This is a genomic window from Nocardia ninae NBRC 108245 (assembly GCF_007990755.1).
Lineage (GTDB): Bacteria > Actinomycetota > Actinomycetes > Mycobacteriales > Mycobacteriaceae > Nocardia > Nocardia ninae.
In genome coordinates this window covers 54,074-69,595 of record NZ_BJXA01000012.1, presented here as the reverse complement: position 1 = coordinate 69,595, position 15,522 = coordinate 54,074, and the positions used below count along the sequence as shown (strand labels likewise).

General features: G+C 68.6%; 13 protein-coding genes. All 13 read right to left on the bottom strand.

The features are described 5' to 3' along the window. Window positions 1-155 precede the first annotated feature (155 nt). Window positions 156-2,927 carry a phosphoenolpyruvate carboxylase gene (gene ppc / locus NN4_RS11815; protein WP_147129960.1) on the bottom strand — a complete coding sequence of 924 codons (2,772 nt, stop codon included), beginning with the start codon at window positions 2,925-2,927 and terminating at the stop codon, window positions 156-158. Between the two features lie 148 nt (window positions 2,928-3,075). Beyond that, complete coding sequence (locus NN4_RS11810) at window positions 3,076-3,495, bottom strand: VOC family protein (RefSeq protein WP_147129959.1); 420 nt, start codon at window positions 3,493-3,495, stop codon at window positions 3,076-3,078. 92 nt (window positions 3,496-3,587) lie between these two features. After that, the gene (locus NN4_RS11805; protein ID WP_147129958.1) at window positions 3,588-4,712 is read right to left on the bottom strand and encodes an AAA family ATPase; all 1,125 of its coding nucleotides are present in this window, start codon (window positions 4,710-4,712) and stop codon (window positions 3,588-3,590) included. Window positions 4,713-4,749: 37 nt separating this feature from the next. Continuing rightward, window positions 4,750-5,301, bottom strand: coding sequence for a sugar O-acetyltransferase (locus NN4_RS11800; protein ID WP_147129957.1), 552 nt, complete (start codon window positions 5,299-5,301; stop codon window positions 4,750-4,752). Window positions 5,302-5,375: 74 nt separating this feature from the next. Next, complete coding sequence (locus NN4_RS11795; protein ID WP_135237973.1) at window positions 5,376-5,939, bottom strand: GTP-binding protein; 564 nt, start codon at window positions 5,937-5,939, stop codon at window positions 5,376-5,378. A 22-nt stretch (window positions 5,940-5,961) separates the two neighbouring features. Continuing rightward, complete coding sequence (locus NN4_RS11790; protein WP_228541460.1) at window positions 5,962-6,360, bottom strand: DUF742 domain-containing protein; 399 nt, start codon at window positions 6,358-6,360, stop codon at window positions 5,962-5,964. 44 nt (window positions 6,361-6,404) lie between these two features. Next, entirely contained in the window at window positions 6,405-6,833 is a 429-nt protein-coding gene (locus NN4_RS11785) for a roadblock/LC7 domain-containing protein (protein ID WP_234390822.1), read from the bottom strand. Beyond that, window positions 6,830-9,490, bottom strand: a complete 2,661-nt coding sequence (locus NN4_RS11780; protein WP_147129956.1) for a sensor histidine kinase — start codon at window positions 9,488-9,490, stop codon at window positions 6,830-6,832. The genes NN4_RS11785 and NN4_RS11780 overlap by 4 nt, the downstream gene beginning before the upstream one ends. A gap of 490 nt (window positions 9,491-9,980) precedes the next feature. Further along, the gene (locus tag NN4_RS11775) at window positions 9,981-11,003 is read right to left on the bottom strand and encodes a hypothetical protein (protein ID WP_147129955.1); all 1,023 of its coding nucleotides are present in this window, start codon (window positions 11,001-11,003) and stop codon (window positions 9,981-9,983) included. 42 nt (window positions 11,004-11,045) lie between these two features. Further along, window positions 11,046-11,564 (bottom strand): hypothetical protein, encoded by a 519-nt coding sequence (locus NN4_RS44880; protein WP_186818373.1) that lies wholly within the window; start codon window positions 11,562-11,564, stop codon window positions 11,046-11,048. 33 nt (window positions 11,565-11,597) lie between these two features. After that, window positions 11,598-12,365 carry an alpha/beta hydrolase gene (locus NN4_RS11765; RefSeq protein ID WP_147129954.1) on the bottom strand — a complete coding sequence of 256 codons (768 nt, stop codon included), beginning with the start codon at window positions 12,363-12,365 and terminating at the stop codon, window positions 11,598-11,600. A gap of 33 nt (window positions 12,366-12,398) precedes the next feature. Beyond that, a complete protein-coding gene (locus tag NN4_RS11760; protein ID WP_147129953.1) occupies window positions 12,399-12,899 on the bottom strand; it encodes a MarR family winged helix-turn-helix transcriptional regulator in 501 nt (166 codons plus the stop codon). 78 nt (window positions 12,900-12,977) lie between these two features. Further along, window positions 12,978-15,482, bottom strand: coding sequence for a phenylalanine--tRNA ligase subunit beta (gene pheT, locus NN4_RS11755; RefSeq protein ID WP_147129952.1), 2,505 nt, complete (start codon window positions 15,480-15,482; stop codon window positions 12,978-12,980). Window positions 15,483-15,522: the final 40 nt, after the last annotated feature.

The following is a 15,522-nucleotide window of genomic DNA, read 5'->3' as shown; positions in this document are numbered from 1 at the left end:
GCGCACGGAGCCACGCTTGGCGGAGCCGCTTGCAGTAGTGGCGCACACCTGCTGATTTCCCGCACACCGACTCGCCGCCCTGACACGCGTGCGGATGTCGAAGGGTGTGCGACGACAGGCACGGTGCCACCGCTGCCACGTAACCGGACGTGGCGCTAGCCCGAGTTGCGCAGGGCGGTGGCGAGACCGTTCATGGTGAGCAGGATGCCGCGCTTCACCAACTCGCTGTCGTCACCCCCGCGGAGCCTGCGCAGCAGCTCCACCTGCATCTGGTTCAGCGGCTCCAGGTATGGGAAGCGGTTGTGGATCGACTCGGCCAGCGACGGGTTGTCGGCGAGCAGGTGATCGTTGCCGGTGATCGCGGCGTGCATCCGGATGGTCCTGGCGTGCTCGTCGCGGATCATGCCGAAGATCTTCTCCCGCAACGCCGCATCCTCGACCAGCTCGGCGTAGCGGGCGGCGATATCGAGGTCGCTCTTGGCCATCACCTGCGCCAGGTTCGACAGCACGGTGCGCAGAAACGGCCACCGGCGGTACAGGTCGGTCAGCGTCGCGAGCCGTTCGGGATCGCCACCGATCCACTCCTCCAACGCGGTTCCGGTGCCGTACCAGCCGGGCAGCATCACCCTGGCCTGGCTCCAGGACATCACCCACGGGATGGCGCGCAGATCCCCTACCGAGTTGGTCGGTTTACGGGAGGCGGGCCTGCTGCCGATATTCAGGTCGCCGACCTCGGCCACCGGGGTGGACTGCCGGAAATACTCGACGAAGCCCGGAGTTTCGTGCACCAGCCGGGAATACGCCGCGCGGGCCCGGTCGGCCAGCTCGTCCATCAGCTCGTAGGACGGCTCCGCGTCCGGCCCGAGTCCCTCCACGTCGAGCAGCGTCGACTCCAGCGTGCCCGCGATGAGCGACTCCAGATTGCGGTGTGCGGCACCGGGTTCGGCGTACTTGGCGGCGATCACCTCACCCTGCTCGGTCAGCCGCAGCGAGCCGTGCACCGCGCCGGCGGGCTGAGCCAGGATGGCGTCGTAGCTGCGGCCACCGCCACGACCGACGGTGCCGCCGCGACCGTGGAAGAGCCGCAAACGAATTCCGGCCTTGCGCGCCACGTCGACCAGGTCGAGTTCGGCGCGGTACAGCGCCCAGTTCGCGGCCAGGTATCCGCCGTCTTTATTGGAGTCGGAGTACCCGAGCATCACCTCCTGCCGCATCCCGCGCGCCGCGACCAGGTCGCGGTACACCGGAACATCCAGTGCGGCAGCCAACGTCGCCGCGCCCGCACCGAGGTCCTCGATCGTCTCGAAGAGCGGGACGATGCCCACCGAGCAGTGCGGCGGGCCGTCCGGCTCACCGGGATCGAGCAGGCCGCCCTCCTTCAGCAGCAACGCCGCCTCCAGCATGTCGCTGACCGAGGTACACATGCTGATGATGTAGTTGGGCACCGCCTCGGTGCCGAAGGTGTCCACCACATCGCGTGCGGCGCAGACGATGTCGACTTCCTTGCGGGCCAGCTCGCTCAGCCTGGCGTACGGGCCGAGCAGCGGGCGCCGGGTGCGCAGCTCGTCCGCGAGCAGTTCGACCCGCTCGTGTTCGGACAGGCTCGCGTAGTCCGGATGCACACCGGCCCAAGCCAGTAGCTCGGCCACGACCTGTTCGTGCACCTCCGAGTTCTGCCGCATGTCCAGGCCCTGGAGGTGGAAGCCGAAGGTCTCGATGGCATGTCGCAGCGCGGCGAGCTTGTCGTCGGCGAGCAGCCCGTCACCGCTGGCGCGCAGCGAGGCGTCCACGGCGTCGAGATCGTCGAGCACCGCCTGCGGCGTCGGATACGGTTCGGCGCCGGCATCCAGTCCGTTCGGCGGTACGTCGCCGAGGGCGCGGCGCGTGGTCGCCGTCAGCCGGGCCCGGATGCTGTGCACCGCACGGCGATACGGTTCATCGGCATGGGTCGACGGGTCGGGGTATCCGGCTTCGGCGAGCGCCGCGACCGCAGGCGTCACCGGGACCAAGCGCGCCGACAACGCCAGCGCCTTCTCCAGTTCGACCAGGTCACGCAGGTATCGCGAGAAGGCGACGGTCGCTGCCTGGTGTCCGGCCTGTCGCACGACATCCGCTGTCACATAGGGGTTTCCGTCTCGGTCGCCGCCGATCCACGAGCCGGGCCGCAGGATCGGCCGGGGCAGCAGCTCGACGCCGGGAAAGCGCGAGCGCAGCGCGGCGCGCACTTCGGCGTTGATCGCCGGGATCACGTCGAACAGGGTGATGTCGTAGTAGCGCAGACCCACCGAGATCTCGTCCTGGATCCGCAGGCGCGCCAACCTGATCAGCGCGGTGCGCCACAGCCCGAGCACCTGCCTGCGAATCTGCTGCTCGTAATCGACGCGCTCGCGCTCGGTGTCGGCGTAGCGCTGACGCAGCCGCATCAGCTCGGTGATCCTGGTCTGCCCGTCGAAGACCGTGCGGCGGCGGGTCTCGGTGGGGTGCGCCGTGATCACCGGCGACACCAGCGCGTCGGCCAGCAGGTCGGCGACCTCGGCACCGTCCAGCGCCGCCGCGTCGAGCTTGCGATAGGTGGCGGCCAGCGACGAATCCTGCGGCGGCTCACCGGCCGCCTCGTGCGCCTTGCGGCGGCGGTCACGCTGAATGTCCTCGGCCAGGTTGGCCAGCAGCACGAAATAGCTGAACGCACGGATCAGCGGGAGCGCCACCGCGATGTCGACACCGTCGAGCATCTCGGCGACCGCACTGCGCTCGACCTCCGCGCGGCGCACCCGGAAGGCCTCGATGCGCACCCGCTCGATCAGATCGAACACCTCGGGGCCTTCGTGGTCCCGGATGGTGTCGCCCAGGACGCCACCGAGAAACCGGATGTCGTCGCGCAGCGGCCGGATGGCGTCCTGTTGCGTCTCGCTCGTCGATTCGCCCATGATCAGACAGTATTGCCGTCGACGCCGCAGTGGTATGCGACGGATCCCACACCGTGTCGCCGGGCGGTCGCCGAGCCGGGCCGGTCTCGGTATCGACCGCGCCGGGTGACCCCCGGGAAACCCGGGGAGTCAACGAGTTTCGTCCGGCTCAGCCGAGCACCTGGGAGAACCGCAGGTGGTTGCCCCAGGGGTCGCGGAAGCCGCAGTCGCGCATGCCGTACGGCTGGGTGATCGGCTCCTGGGTGACCTCGACCCCCGCGTCCCGCAGGCGAGCGAAGGTGTCGTCGGCCGATTCGGTGGTGAAGATGAGCATGCCCGCCGCGCCGTTGTTCAGGCGGGACTCGGCCGCCGCGCGCGCCGCGTCGTCGGGCACCATCGCGGGGGTCTCCAGCAGGAACTCGATGGTGGGCTGACCGGCCGGGCCGACCGTCAGCCAGCGACCGCCGGGGAACGGCATGTCCTGGCGGAGCTCGAGGCCGAGCAGGTCGCGGTAGAACTCGAGGGCCTTGTCCTGGTCGCCGACGAGCACGCCGACGTGGGTGAGGGCGAGGTCTTTGCCGTTGCTCATGGTGTGTGTTCTCCTTCGGTAAAGCGGGACAACATTATCGACGGCGCTGCCGAGCGGAATTCATCGGAGGTCGTCATCACAGCCCACGAGGCCTACCGTTTCGGCCAGTACCAGGGCGGCTGATCCAACATGCCCTGGCCCGCGATGGTGGTTGCGCCGTTCTCCTTGACCAGCTCGATGGTCTGCAACTCCGGTGTGCTCTGCGCCAGCGCGGCGACCAGCGGGCGGGCGTGCGTGACGACGACGACCTGGGTGTCCTCGGCAACGGTGGCGATGAGCTCGGCGAGCGGCACGAGCAGTTCGGGGTGCAGGCTCGTCTCGGGTTCGTTGAGGACCAGGAGTTCGGGGGGACGCGGGGTCAGCAGCGCCGCGACCAGCAGCAGGTAGCGCAGGGTGCCGTCGGACAGTTCGGCGCCGCCGAGCGGGCGCAGCAGACCGCGCTGATAGAGCGCGAGCTCGAATCTGCCGTCGTAGTCGACGATCTCGACCTCGCTGCCGGGGAACGCGCGATCTATCGCCTTGTCGAGCAGGTGCGCGTCGCCGATCTCGCGGATGGTCTGCAAGGCCGCCGCCAGGTCGGCGCCGTCGTGGCCGAGGACGGTGGTGCGGGTGCCGATCTGCGGCGACCTGGCGGGCGCGTCGGCGTCGGTGCGCAGGTGGTCGTAGAACCGCCAGGACCGGATGCGCTCGCGGAGCACCAGCAGATCCGGCGCGCTTTGCGGATCCGCCAGCTCGCTGAGCATGCTGTCGAACGGTTGCAGCGCGTGCGGCACCATCGCCCAGCCGCCGTCGTCGGCGCGCAGGCGCACCACCGGGCCGCCGCGATCCGCGAGCAGGGTCGAGGGGCGCAGCACCGGCCCGGCCCAGACCGCCTCGGCCTTGATCACCGGGTCGAGATTGAACTTCGATTCGCGGTCGGGGGTCGGCGTGCCGAGCTCGGCCGCGTACCCGAAGTCTTCGCCGGCGAAGCCGACCCGCAGCGCGGCATCACCGCTGGGCGTGCTGCCCTGCCCCGCCCACCGCGCCGACGCCACGCCGCCTTCGCGGGCCAGCGCGGCGATGGCTCCGTTGCGCGAGAAGTCCGCCAGCAGCCGCAACGTCCGATAGAGACTCGACTTCCCACTGCCATTGGCCCCGGTCACCACGTTGAGCCGCCCCAGCGGCATCGCCAGCTGTCGCAACGACCGGTAGTTCTCGACAGCCAACGTCCGCAACATGCCCCCAGGCTAACTATCCGCTACGACATGCGGCGCGCTACAGCTGCCGGATCACCCGCGCCGGATTGCCTGCCGCGAACACCCGCGACGGCAGGTCCCGGGTGACCACGCTGCCCGCGCCGACCACGGTGTCGTCGCCGACCGTGACGCCAGGGCACACGATGACCCCGCCGCCGAACCACACATTGTTGCCGATCCGGATCGGCGCCGCGGTCTCCCACCGCTGCCTGCGCAGCTCGTGATCTTCCATCGGGTGCAGCGCCGTCAGCAGCTGACATCGCGGCCCGATCGACACATCGTCGCCGATGACTATCGGCGCGCAATCGAGCAGGATCGCATCGTAATTCAGGAAACTGTTCGTCCCGATCTCGATGAGATACCCGTAGTCGCACTGGAATCGCGGCATGATCCACGACCCCTCCCCCAGCTTCCCGAGCAGTTCGCGCAGCACGGCGTCGCGCCCCTCGCCCGCCTCGGACCGGTTGAACTCCGCGCAGAGCGCCTGCGCCCGCTGCCGCTCCGCCACCAACTCGGCGTCGTTGTCCCGGTACAACTCCCCGCGGAGCATCCGCTCCTTCATCTCACCCACCCCGCCACCCTAGACACCGAACGGGACATGACGGCGACAGTTGTCGCGGTCATGTCCCGTTCGGCGGAGAGTGGTCAGGCAGGCATTCCCTGCACGGATAGTCGATGGAAGAGGACCTGCTCGAGCAGCGCCACGAGCACCTCTTTCACCGATTCCCGGTCGCGCGCATCGCATTCCAGCACCGGGATCCAGTCGTCGAGTTCCAGCGCCTCGCGCACCTCGCCGAGGTCGAAATGCATGCCGTTGTCGAAGCGGTTGACCACCACCACGAACGGCGTCTGCTTCTCCTCGAAGTAGTCCAGCACCGGGTAGCAGTCGCCGATCCGGCTGGTGTCCACCATGATCACCGCGCCGAGCGCGCCGTCGACCAGGTCGTCCCACAGGAAGACGAATCGGTCCTGGCCCGGCGTACCGAACAGGTACAGGATCAGCGAGCGGTCCAAGGTGATTCGGCCGAAGTCGAGCGCGACCGTGGTCTGCGTCTTCTCCGCGCGCCGGCCCGGATCGTCGACGCCGATCGCGACCTCGGTCATCGCGGCCTCGGTGACCAGCGGCTCGATCTCGGAGATGGCGCCGATGAACGTGGTTTTGCCGACGCCGAATCCACCGCTGATCACGATCTTGACCGAGGACGGCATCGTCGGGGCGGGCGGCGGGTTGTCAGAGTGCCCGTACAAGGTCCCTGATCCTCTCGATGGCAGCGGTGGACAGTTGATCGGCCTCACGCACCGTCGCGTAGCCCCCGGCGACGAGGTCGCTCACGACGACCTTCGCGACACCGACCGGAACGCGCAGCGCGGTACCGATTTCCGCGATGGAGTGCGGCTGCTGACAGAGCTGCACCACGGTGCGCTGCTCGAACTGCAGCGGTGCGGACAGCGCCGAAGGCGGTGCCTGCACCAGGGTTTCGATGCGCAAACCGTCCATCAACGGCGTGGTGCGCCCCGCGGTGACGACAAAGGGACGCACAAACTGTTCATCACTGTCGACAAGCTCTTCGGCCGGGGCTTCTTTTTGGCCTGGACGATCCGGATCGAACCATCCGAACATCTGGTTCATCGGGATCATCCGCGGGTCCGGCAGCCTCGGCCGGTCAGGATCTCTCATCTTCGCAACGTCTCTCGCAATTCGGAAATCAACGTCGGGTCAAGGAGCGACCCGGCGCGTTCGGCCAGCACGGCCATTTCGTAGCCGACCAGACCGACATCGCAGTTACCGTCGGCGATGACGCCCAGGCAACTGCCGTCACCCATGGCCGAGACGAGCAGGAAGCCCCGCTTCATCTCGATCATGATCAGTTTGAGCCCATCGAACGAGTAACTGCGCGATGCGCTCTTGGCGAGGCTGGCCAGACCGGACACCATGGCGGAGAGCCGGTCGGCTGAGGTGCGGTCCAGACCATCGGACATCGCGATGAGCAATCCGTCCGAGGAGACCGCCACGGTGTCGCGGACGCCGTCGGTTTCCCGGACGAAGTTGGCGAGCATCCAGTTGAACGTGTGCGGGTCGGCGCTCGGCAAGTGAGTGGTCACCGGTTCTCCTCTGCGATGGTCTGAGCCTGATCGTCGGCGCGGGCGTCGTGGTCGCGGGCACCGACATACGGACGGGTCGTCGACGGCGGCGGCGGTACACCGCGCTCGTGTCCGGCCCGGAACGACGAAAGCATGCTACGGGTTTCCTCCGGCGAGCGTTCCGGAATCGGCGCCCGATCGCGACGTTCGTTGGCGCCGTTGGTTTCCCGGCGCGGTTCGGTGCCCGGCGCCGTGCCCGCGGAACGAGACTTCTTGTTGCGCTTGACAAGTCCGTTACGCGTGGTGCGCGGTCCCGCGCCCGCAGGCGCCGCCCCGTTGACGCCGTGGTGGGGCTCCGGCGGCGCATCCGGCAGCCGCCACGTACCGGTATCGGTCAGCAACCGGTCCGCGTTGTCCGGCGGGGTGGAAACCGTTGGCGGGGACACGAATTGGGAGTACGCGGAGGTGGCGGGCCCGGAGGCGGGCGGTGCCGCGTGCTGCGGGCCGGTGTCGAACCGCTCTTCGCGCGGTATCGCCCGCTGTGCCGCGGTCCACGGACCCTCGGCCTGGCGAGGCGTGCCGTTGTGCTCGTTCGACGGCGCCGCGTGTGCGGGACCCCGCCGGGTCGGCACAGTCGGCTCCGGCGCGTTGGTCCCGCGGATCACCGCGGGCGAGGTCATCGCGCCGTTGGTGGGCGACGGTTCGAGCTCGGGCACGCTGGTCGACTCCGAGTCGGCGCCCCAGGAGCGCTCCAGCCCGGCGCCAGAGATCTTGGCCTGCACCGCGGCGGGCCGCCGATCCTGTTCCTGGACAAGGATCTCCAGCGGCAGCGACATCCGCGCGACGATGCCGCTGACCGGCGAGACGTTCAGCTCGACGTCGATACCGAGCCGCTCGGCCAGCCGGCCGACCACGTAGTGGCCCAGGTAGCGGGTGGGCGCGACGATGAAGTCCTGCTCACCGCGCAGCCTGGCGTTCGACTGAGCCAGCTGGTCCATCGGCATGCCGACACCGTGGTCGACGACCGCCAGCAGATACCCGTGCGGCACCCGGCGGCCGTAGATCTCGACCTCGAGATCCGGTGGGGAGAAGGCGAGTCCGTTCTCGATCAGCTCGGCGAGCATGTGCGCGAGCTCGCTGACCACCGCGCCGGTGATCATGACGTCGTCCACCCGGCGCAGTACCACCCGGCGGTAGTCGTCGACCTCGGACAGGCCGGCCCGGATCACGTCGCTCAACGCGATGGGCTGGGCCCAGCGCCGCGGGCTGGCCTCACCGACGAGCACCAGCAGGCTCTCGGCGTTGCGGCGCATGCGGGTGGCCAGGTGGTCGAGCTCGAACAGGTTCGACAGACCCTTGGGATCGAGTTCCTCGCGCTCGAACTCGCTGATCAGGCCGAGCTGGCGGCGAACCAGGTTCTGGTTGCGCCTGGCCAGGTTGGCCATCGACTCGGTGGTGTTGCGGCGCACCAGCGCCTGCTGCGAGGCGAGTTCGAAGGCGGTGGTCTGCACCCGGTCGAGTGCGCCTGCCACGGCGGCGATCTCGGTACTCGCCCCGGGCGGGGCCTGCACCGGCATCGGCGCCTCCGGCCGACTGTCGTCGGCCCGCGACCACGCCTCGATGACCTGAGGCAGGCGGCGCGAGGCCACATCGTCGGCCTCGCCGGCCAACGCGGCCAGCGGGCGCACGATGGCGCGCACCGAGGTGATCACCAGCACGATCATGGCGGCGATGGCGATCGCGGAGATGACGAGGAAGGCGATCAGCTTGGTGGCAGCGGCATTACGCAGGCTGTCCGCGCGCTCCTGCACGTCGTTGCCGACCGCCTGCTGCACGGTGCGCTGTTCATCGAGGACGCTGGACATCTGCGTCCACCAGGTCATCGGATCGACCTCGCGGACCAGCGGGCCCTCGCTGGAGGCGATCGCGATGTTCTCCGATTGCTCTGCCTTGGTGGCGTTCTCGCTCAACATCGCCGCGTCCAGCTTGGCCTGCTGGCTCTTGGTCGCGTAGCGGGAGAACGCGGTGAAGCCCGCGAGCTTGGTGGAGCGGATCTCCATGAACTGCACGTACTCACCGCCGTTGAACCGGCCCGCGGTGAAGACGCCGTTGAGGAAGCCTCGCTCCTTGTCGACCTCTTCCTTGGCCGCGCCGAGCGCGTACAGCGCCTGCAGTCCGCGCTGGATCTGCGGGTCGCGGGCCTGGTCGAGGCCGAGCGCGAGGCGGTTCAGCGCGCTCACGCCGTCGGTGTAGAACTGGAAGACGACCTGCCTGCTGACGCGGCGCGAGTCGATCTGAGTGCGGGTGTTCGACAGCAGGTTCAGCTGGCCGAGCGCCGAGCGCACCTGATCGGCGCCGGGGGCGTCCCCGGCCGCGTCGGCGGTCAGCGAGGCGAGTGCCGCGTCGACCTTGCCCCGCTGGTCGATCAGGGGCTGCTGCAGACGGTTGTCACCACCGAGCAGACCATTGCTGAGCCCGAGCTCGCGCTGGATCTGGTTGGTGAGGTCCTGCACGCTCAGCGCCAGCGAGACGGCCTTCACCGTGTCGTTGGACTCGCGATAGTCCGAGATCTCCCGGAAGACAGTGACTCCCAGCAGGGCGAGCACCAAAATCAGCGCGAGCGCGAGAATTCGGGTGAGCTGACCACCGATGGTGCGGGGCCGGACGATGGCCGCCATTCTGCCGCTGGGTATCCCGGGGGAAACCGCAGATATGAGATCCGGTGTGTCCCCGGGCTTTGGTTGCCGTAGACGCGAACGCACCAACCTGCTACTCCTCCGAAAAGCCGGCCGTGACAGCTCCACGACGAGCGCACGGAAAGTCTCCGAGCAAAATCCCATATGCCCGGTCCGGCGTCAACTCGAGAACCCCGGATGGGGAACTTTGTTCATACTTTTCAACCCGAGCTGCAACCTGTTGCTACTAACTGTCCAGTTGCGGTCAGTTAATCTTGTACAAGGTTGAAGCAGAACTAATAACCCACCCGGTCGGGGGGATCAACAGGAAGAACCGTCGACACTCCGGGCGCCGACCCGAAATGCCCTCGGATAGTAGCGGAGTCGGCGACCTGCTCGCACCTCGTGCCGGCACGGCACACACCACTTGGCGGCACCGAGAGTTACGTCTACTCGGCGCCGATCAGCAACGCGCCAGCAAGTGGCGGTGGAACTACGCGCCGCCGAGGATCGCGAGGACCTGCTCGGAGGTGTAGAACGGCTCGAGCCGCTCCCGAATCAGCTTGGACAGCACGCCGTTTCGCTTCGCGCCGTCTATGACGGCGGGGCCGTAGCGCAGGATTTCGGTGGTGATGTCGGCACCGGAGAGGCCGAGCTCGGGCAGCATGGCCGCGAGCGTGTAATCGCCGTACTTCGTGAAGAACACCTCGACGCATTCCTCGACAAGCAGACCGAAGTATTCCTTCTCCCTGGTGGTGACCGCGATTTCATAGCAGAGCAGCACCAGTTCGTTCAGGTCCCGCTGCGACAGATAATCGCGCAGCCCACTCACCGGTTCGTCGGCGTGCAGGTCCCAGAATTCCATCGCGGCGTCGTGCACCGGTGCGTCGCGCAACATTTCCCGGATCGCGTTGTTGGTGCGCTTGAGCGCGAAAACCGCGCCCTTGCCTGCCATGTCGCCGATGAAGGTGCTCTCGGTCGCCTTCTTCGCGCTCTTGGCGGCGGACTGGCCCATCGAGATCAGCGAGGAGACACCGGGGATCTTGCCGGCGAACTGCTTATTGGCCTCCATGAAATCGGAGATCAACTTGTCTACGAACTTCGACGCGACGGTGGCGACCAGCGGGCTCTCGGTGAGCCGGTCCAGGATGCGCTCCTGCGCCTGGTGCATGCCGAAGATCTTCTCCAGCAACGCCTCCACCGGTTCGCGGTCGACCACCTGGCCGAGGGTGTAGTCGTTGTTGTTCGCGATGTGGTCGTAGATCGAATCGGCGAATACCCCGACCATGTCGGCGAGCACCGGACTGCCACCGATCAGGTCGATGATCGTCGCGACGGTCTGCTTGGCCTGATCGACCTCGACGATGTCGCGGAAGATCAGAGTGTCCGCGACACCGAGCACCGACTCGACATCGCGGGCAACGACTTCGGCGAAGCGGTCGCCACTGACCTCGGCCAGCACGAAGTCGACCTGGGCATCGAGTAGCCGTTCAGCAATCTCGCGCGGCTCGGGCATCGAGTTCCACCAATCACAGTCGTAGTACGGCGCCCGGCCAGGTTACGGCCCGTGTGTTTCGGTGTCGTTGCCGCGCAACGACTTCCGTATCTGATCCAGGCGTTCACGCGCCGCCTGCTCGCGCGCGTCCCATTGCTCGTCGGCGCTGCGGCCCGCCGGGGTCTGCTGGTCGAGCTCGCTCATCCCCTGCGCGGTGCCGTAGCGCTGCTCGACCTTATCGCGAACTGACCCCCAAGTAGGGACACCGGAGGAGGAATATCCACCCGTCTCAGTCGGTGCCGTGATACCGGTCGGCGGTACCGGTACCGCGGGTACTGCGGAGCCCCCTCCGACCTGGCCGGATACGTCGTGCAGCGGCGGAGCGTCATGCACCGACGTAGGCATCGTGGTAGGAGTCACACCTGGTGAGGCGGTCGCATCACCGGTTTCCAGGAGGCCGATCAGGGCCGCGTGCACGGTCGCGAAGCCGGGTCGTTCCGCCGTGGCGACCAGCAGCACGCCGATCAGTTCGCGGTCGGACAGTGCCGCCAGACGGGCCGCCATCTCGCTGTTTTCTGTCATGGCACCAGGCTACGCAGCACAAGGCGCGCCGCCTCACGACCGGACGATGGCACCGGCCCAGTCACGCACCAGCTCGAACCAGGCCGAGCCGCCCACCATGATCAGGTCGTTGTGGCCCGCGCCAGGAAAGATCTGCAGGCGTTTCGGTTCGCGGGCCGCGGCGTAGAGGCGTTCGGCGTGCCGCAGCGGCAGGAGTTCGTCCTGGTCGCCGTGCATGATCAGAACCGGGGAGCGCAGGGTGCGGATGCGCCGCGCGTTCGGGTACGCGTCGGGGACGAGCGGGCCGGGCAGGAACGGATAGACGGATCTGGCGGCGTCGCGCAGGCCGGAGAAGGTCGACATCAGCATCACGCCCGCGGGCGGATGCGCCTGGGCGAGTTCGAGCACGACACCGCCGCCGAGTGACTTCCCCAGGTAGAGAACATGATTCGCGTCGACACCGGGTTGCTCGAGCAGTACCCGGCGGGCCGCGCGGGCGTCCAGATAGGTGCCGTGTTCGGTGGGGCGGCCGGTGCTGCGCCCGTATCCGCGATAGTCGAACGCGAGCACATCGAACCCGGCCTCTACGAGCAGCGCGAACAGCGCGACCCGATCGCCGATATTGCCCGCGTTGCCGTGCGCGAACAGGATGTGGCCGACCGATTTCGGCGCGGGCAACCACCAGCCGTGCAGCGTTTCCCCGTCCGCCGTGCTGATCGACAGGTCGGTGTAGGCCATGCCGAGGATGGCCGGCGTCTGCAGGATCCGCCGATCCGGCAGATAGGTCAGCGCGTTCAGGATCGGACTGGCCGGATGTCGCATGATGTCGTTCTTACTCTCCCCCGACCGTTATGGTCACTCGACCCGCATGACTTTCGTGCTCTGCGGTCCGGCCGCATGGCTCGAGCCCGCGCCACCGATGATGCGCAGCAGCGTGCCGCGCAGCCGGGTGACCTCGTCCGCGCCGACGATCTCGTCCAGGTGCCGATCGAAACGCTCGACCACCGCGATGCCCGCGTCGACGACGGCCCAGCCGCGGGTGGTCAGGCGGACGAGGCGGGCGCGCCGATCGGCCGGGTCCACCTCGACCTCGACGTAGCCGTGCTGTTCGAGATGGCGAATCAGCTCGCCCATCGCCTGTTTGGTCATCCCGGCCCGCTCGGCGAGCGCAGTCTGCCGGGTGCCGTCTGGTTCGATCAGCTGGAAGACCGGCGCGTGCGCGGCACGCACGTCGGTGAAACCGGCGGCGGCGATGCCCGCGTCCAGTTCGGCCGCCAAGGTGCGTGCCGCGGCGGACAGCAGACTTCCCAGTGGTGCGGGGCGGTCGACCAACGGGTTAGTAAGGCGCTTGGCCATGCCTCTCCTTGCTTCCACCCCGGTTCTGCCACGCATGGAACTGCTGGCAACTCCATGCGCGGCAGGACGGTTCGAAGGCTATCCGCGCAGGACCGCGCCGACTGCATCGGCCGCCGCCGCTACCGCGGCGTCGCGGGCGGCGCTGGCCTCGTCCTCGGTGAGGGTGCGGTCGGTGGCCCGGAAACGCAGGGCGTAGGTGAGGGACTTGCGGCCCTCACCCGCTTGCGTGCCCTCGTAGACGTCGAACAGGGCGATGTCCTCGAGCAGGTCGCCGCCGCCGGTGCGCAGCGCCGATTCCACCGACGCGGCGGGAGTGCTCTTCTCGACACTGACCGAGACGTCCTGGAGCACCGCCGGGAACGGGGAAATCGTTGGGGCGGGGCGGGATTCGAGCAGCGGCAGTGCGTCGAGGTCGAGTTCGACGGCGCAGGTCCTCGGCGGCAGACCGGAGCGTTCCAGCACAGCGGGGTGCAGTTCGCCGGCGTGACCGACGACCGTGCCGTCCACCACCAGTTCGGCGCAGCGACCCGGATGCCAGGGCAGCTGCGCAGCCGGACGGCGTTCGATCGTGACACCCGCCGCGTCGGCCACCGCATCGGCGAGGGCGAAGGCGTCGGCGGCTTCGGCCTGACGGCCCTGCCCCCACGCACCGCGCGGCTCGCGGCGACCGGTGAGAACAGCCGCGACGTGCACCGGCTGCGCGGGCAGCGAGTCGATCAGGCCGGCGATCTGCTCGTCGGTGGGGCGACGGTCGACCGGCAGTGCCTCGACCGGGCGCACGTTGTCGCCGGGCAGCACCACCTGCGCGATGCCGTAGATGGTGAGGTCGCGGGCGCCGCGAGAGATGTTGCGGGCGGCCACTTCCAGGAGTCCGGGCAGCAGCGTGGTGGCCAGCTCGGCGCGCTCCACGTCGAGCGGGTTCAGCACCCGAGTGGTCGCGCGGCGCGGGTCGTCGGCGTCCAGACCCCAGGTGTCGAAGACGCCGGCGGGCAGGAACACCGGCGCGGGCACCTCGACGGCACCGGCGAAGGCCAGTGCGCGGCTGACCGCGCGGCGCCGCCGCTGGGTGGCGGTGAGGCCGCGACCGGCCGGCGCGGTGGGCAGCACGGACGGGATCTGCTCGAGCCCCTCCAGCCGCAGCACCTCTTCGACCAGGTCGGCGGGCTGGACCAGGTCGGGCCGCCAGCTCGGCGGGGTGACCGCGAGCTGCCCGTGGCCGGTGGTCTCGTCGACGGCGACCTCGACGGTGCAGCCGATCTGCGCGAGCCTGCGTGCGGACGTACCGGTCGGGTAGACGACACCGGCGACGCGGTCGGCCCGGTCGATGTCCATCCGGATCGGCGCCGCGGGCGGCACCGGGACGCGGACGTCGGTGAGCGCGGATTCGACAGTGCCACCGGCGATTTCGGCGAGCAGCGTAGCGGCCCGGTCGAGCGCGGCCACGTTGATCTCCGGGTCGACCACCCGCTCGTACCGCTTGCCCGCCTCGGACACCAGCTTGTGCCTGCGCGAGGTGCGGTAGACGAGCAGCGGGTTCCAGGTGGCGGCTTCCAGCACGATGTCGGTCGACTCCGCGCCGACCTCGGTGGTCGCGCCGCCCATCACGCCGGCCAGCGAGATGACGCCGGAATCGTCGGCGATCACCACGTCTTCGGCGTCCAAGGTGCGCTCGACCTCGTCGAGGGTGCGCAGCGTCTCGCCCTTGTTGGCGGTGCGCACCACCAGGCCGCCGGTCAGCTTGGCCGCGTCGAAGGCGTGCAGCGGCTGCCCCAGTTCCAGCATGACGTAGTTGGTGACGTCGACCGCGGGCGAGATCGGGCGCACACCGGACAGCAGCAGCCTGCGCTGTAACCACCAGGGGCTCACCGCATTCGGGTCGATACCGGTGACCCGGCGCACCGCGAAACGGGTGCACTGCGAGTCGGGCTCGAGCCGGACCGACCAGGCGTCCTGCTCGTCGTCCGCCAGCGTGCGCACGGCGGGATCGGCGTAGTCGAGGTCGAAGCCGCAGGCGAGTTCGCGGGCCAGGCCGCGCACCGAGAAGCAGTAACCGCGGTCGGGAGTGATGTTGAGCTCGATGACCGTATCGTCCAGGCCGAGCAGCTCGTTCGCGTCCGCGCCGGGCTCGGCGGTGCCCGGTTCCAGCACCAGGATGCCCGCATGATCCTTGCCGATACCGAGTTCGGCGACCGAGCAGATCATGCCGTTGGAGACGTGCCCGTAGGTCTTGCGCGAGGAGATGGCGAAGCCGCCGGGCAGCACACCGCCGGGCAGCACCACCACAACCAGGTCGCCGACGGCGAAGTTGGTTGCCCCGCAGACGATTTCCTGAAGGTCCGGGTTACCGACGTCGACCTTGCAGAAGCGGATCGGCTTCTTGAACTCGGTCAGCTCGGTGATCTCGGCGACGCGGCCGACGACCAGCGGCTTGTCGATATCGCCGCCGATCCGTTCGAGTTTGTCGACTTCTTCGACCTCCAACCCCACCCGGACGAAGCCCGCGTCGAGTTCCTCCGCCGTCACCGACCAGTCGGGGACGGTGCGCTGGATGATGTCGGTCAGCCAGGACTGCGCTACTCGCACTTGACGTTTCGCTCTCTCGATCGAAGGGTGGTCTCGGTGG

Coding starts and splice junctions, on each gene's coding strand:
- NN4_RS44880 (WP_186818373.1), bottom strand. CDS start 11,564: ATGACAGAAAACAGCGAGATGGCGGCCCGTCTGGCGGCACTGTCCGAC.
- ppc (WP_147129960.1), bottom strand. CDS start 2,927: ATGGGCGAATCGACGAGCGAGACGCAACAGGACGCCATCCGGCCGCTG.
- NN4_RS11810 (WP_147129959.1), bottom strand. CDS start 3,495: ATGAGCAACGGCAAAGACCTCGCCCTCACCCACGTCGGCGTGCTCGTC.
- NN4_RS11760 (WP_147129953.1), bottom strand. CDS start 12,899: ATGGCCAAGCGCCTTACTAACCCGTTGGTCGACCGCCCCGCACCACTG.
- NN4_RS11805 (WP_147129958.1), bottom strand. CDS start 4,712: ATGTTGCGGACGTTGGCTGTCGAGAACTACCGGTCGTTGCGACAGCTG.
- NN4_RS11780 (WP_147129956.1), bottom strand. CDS start 9,490: ATGGCGGCCATCGTCCGGCCCCGCACCATCGGTGGTCAGCTCACCCGA.
- NN4_RS11795 (WP_135237973.1), bottom strand. CDS start 5,939: ATGCCGTCCTCGGTCAAGATCGTGATCAGCGGTGGATTCGGCGTCGGC.
- NN4_RS11765 (WP_147129954.1), bottom strand. CDS start 12,365: ATGCGACATCCGGCCAGTCCGATCCTGAACGCGCTGACCTATCTGCCG.
- NN4_RS11775 (WP_147129955.1), bottom strand. CDS start 11,003: ATGCCCGAGCCGCGCGAGATTGCTGAACGGCTACTCGATGCCCAGGTC.
- NN4_RS11790 (WP_228541460.1), bottom strand. CDS start 6,360: ATGAACCAGATGTTCGGATGGTTCGATCCGGATCGTCCAGGCCAAAAA.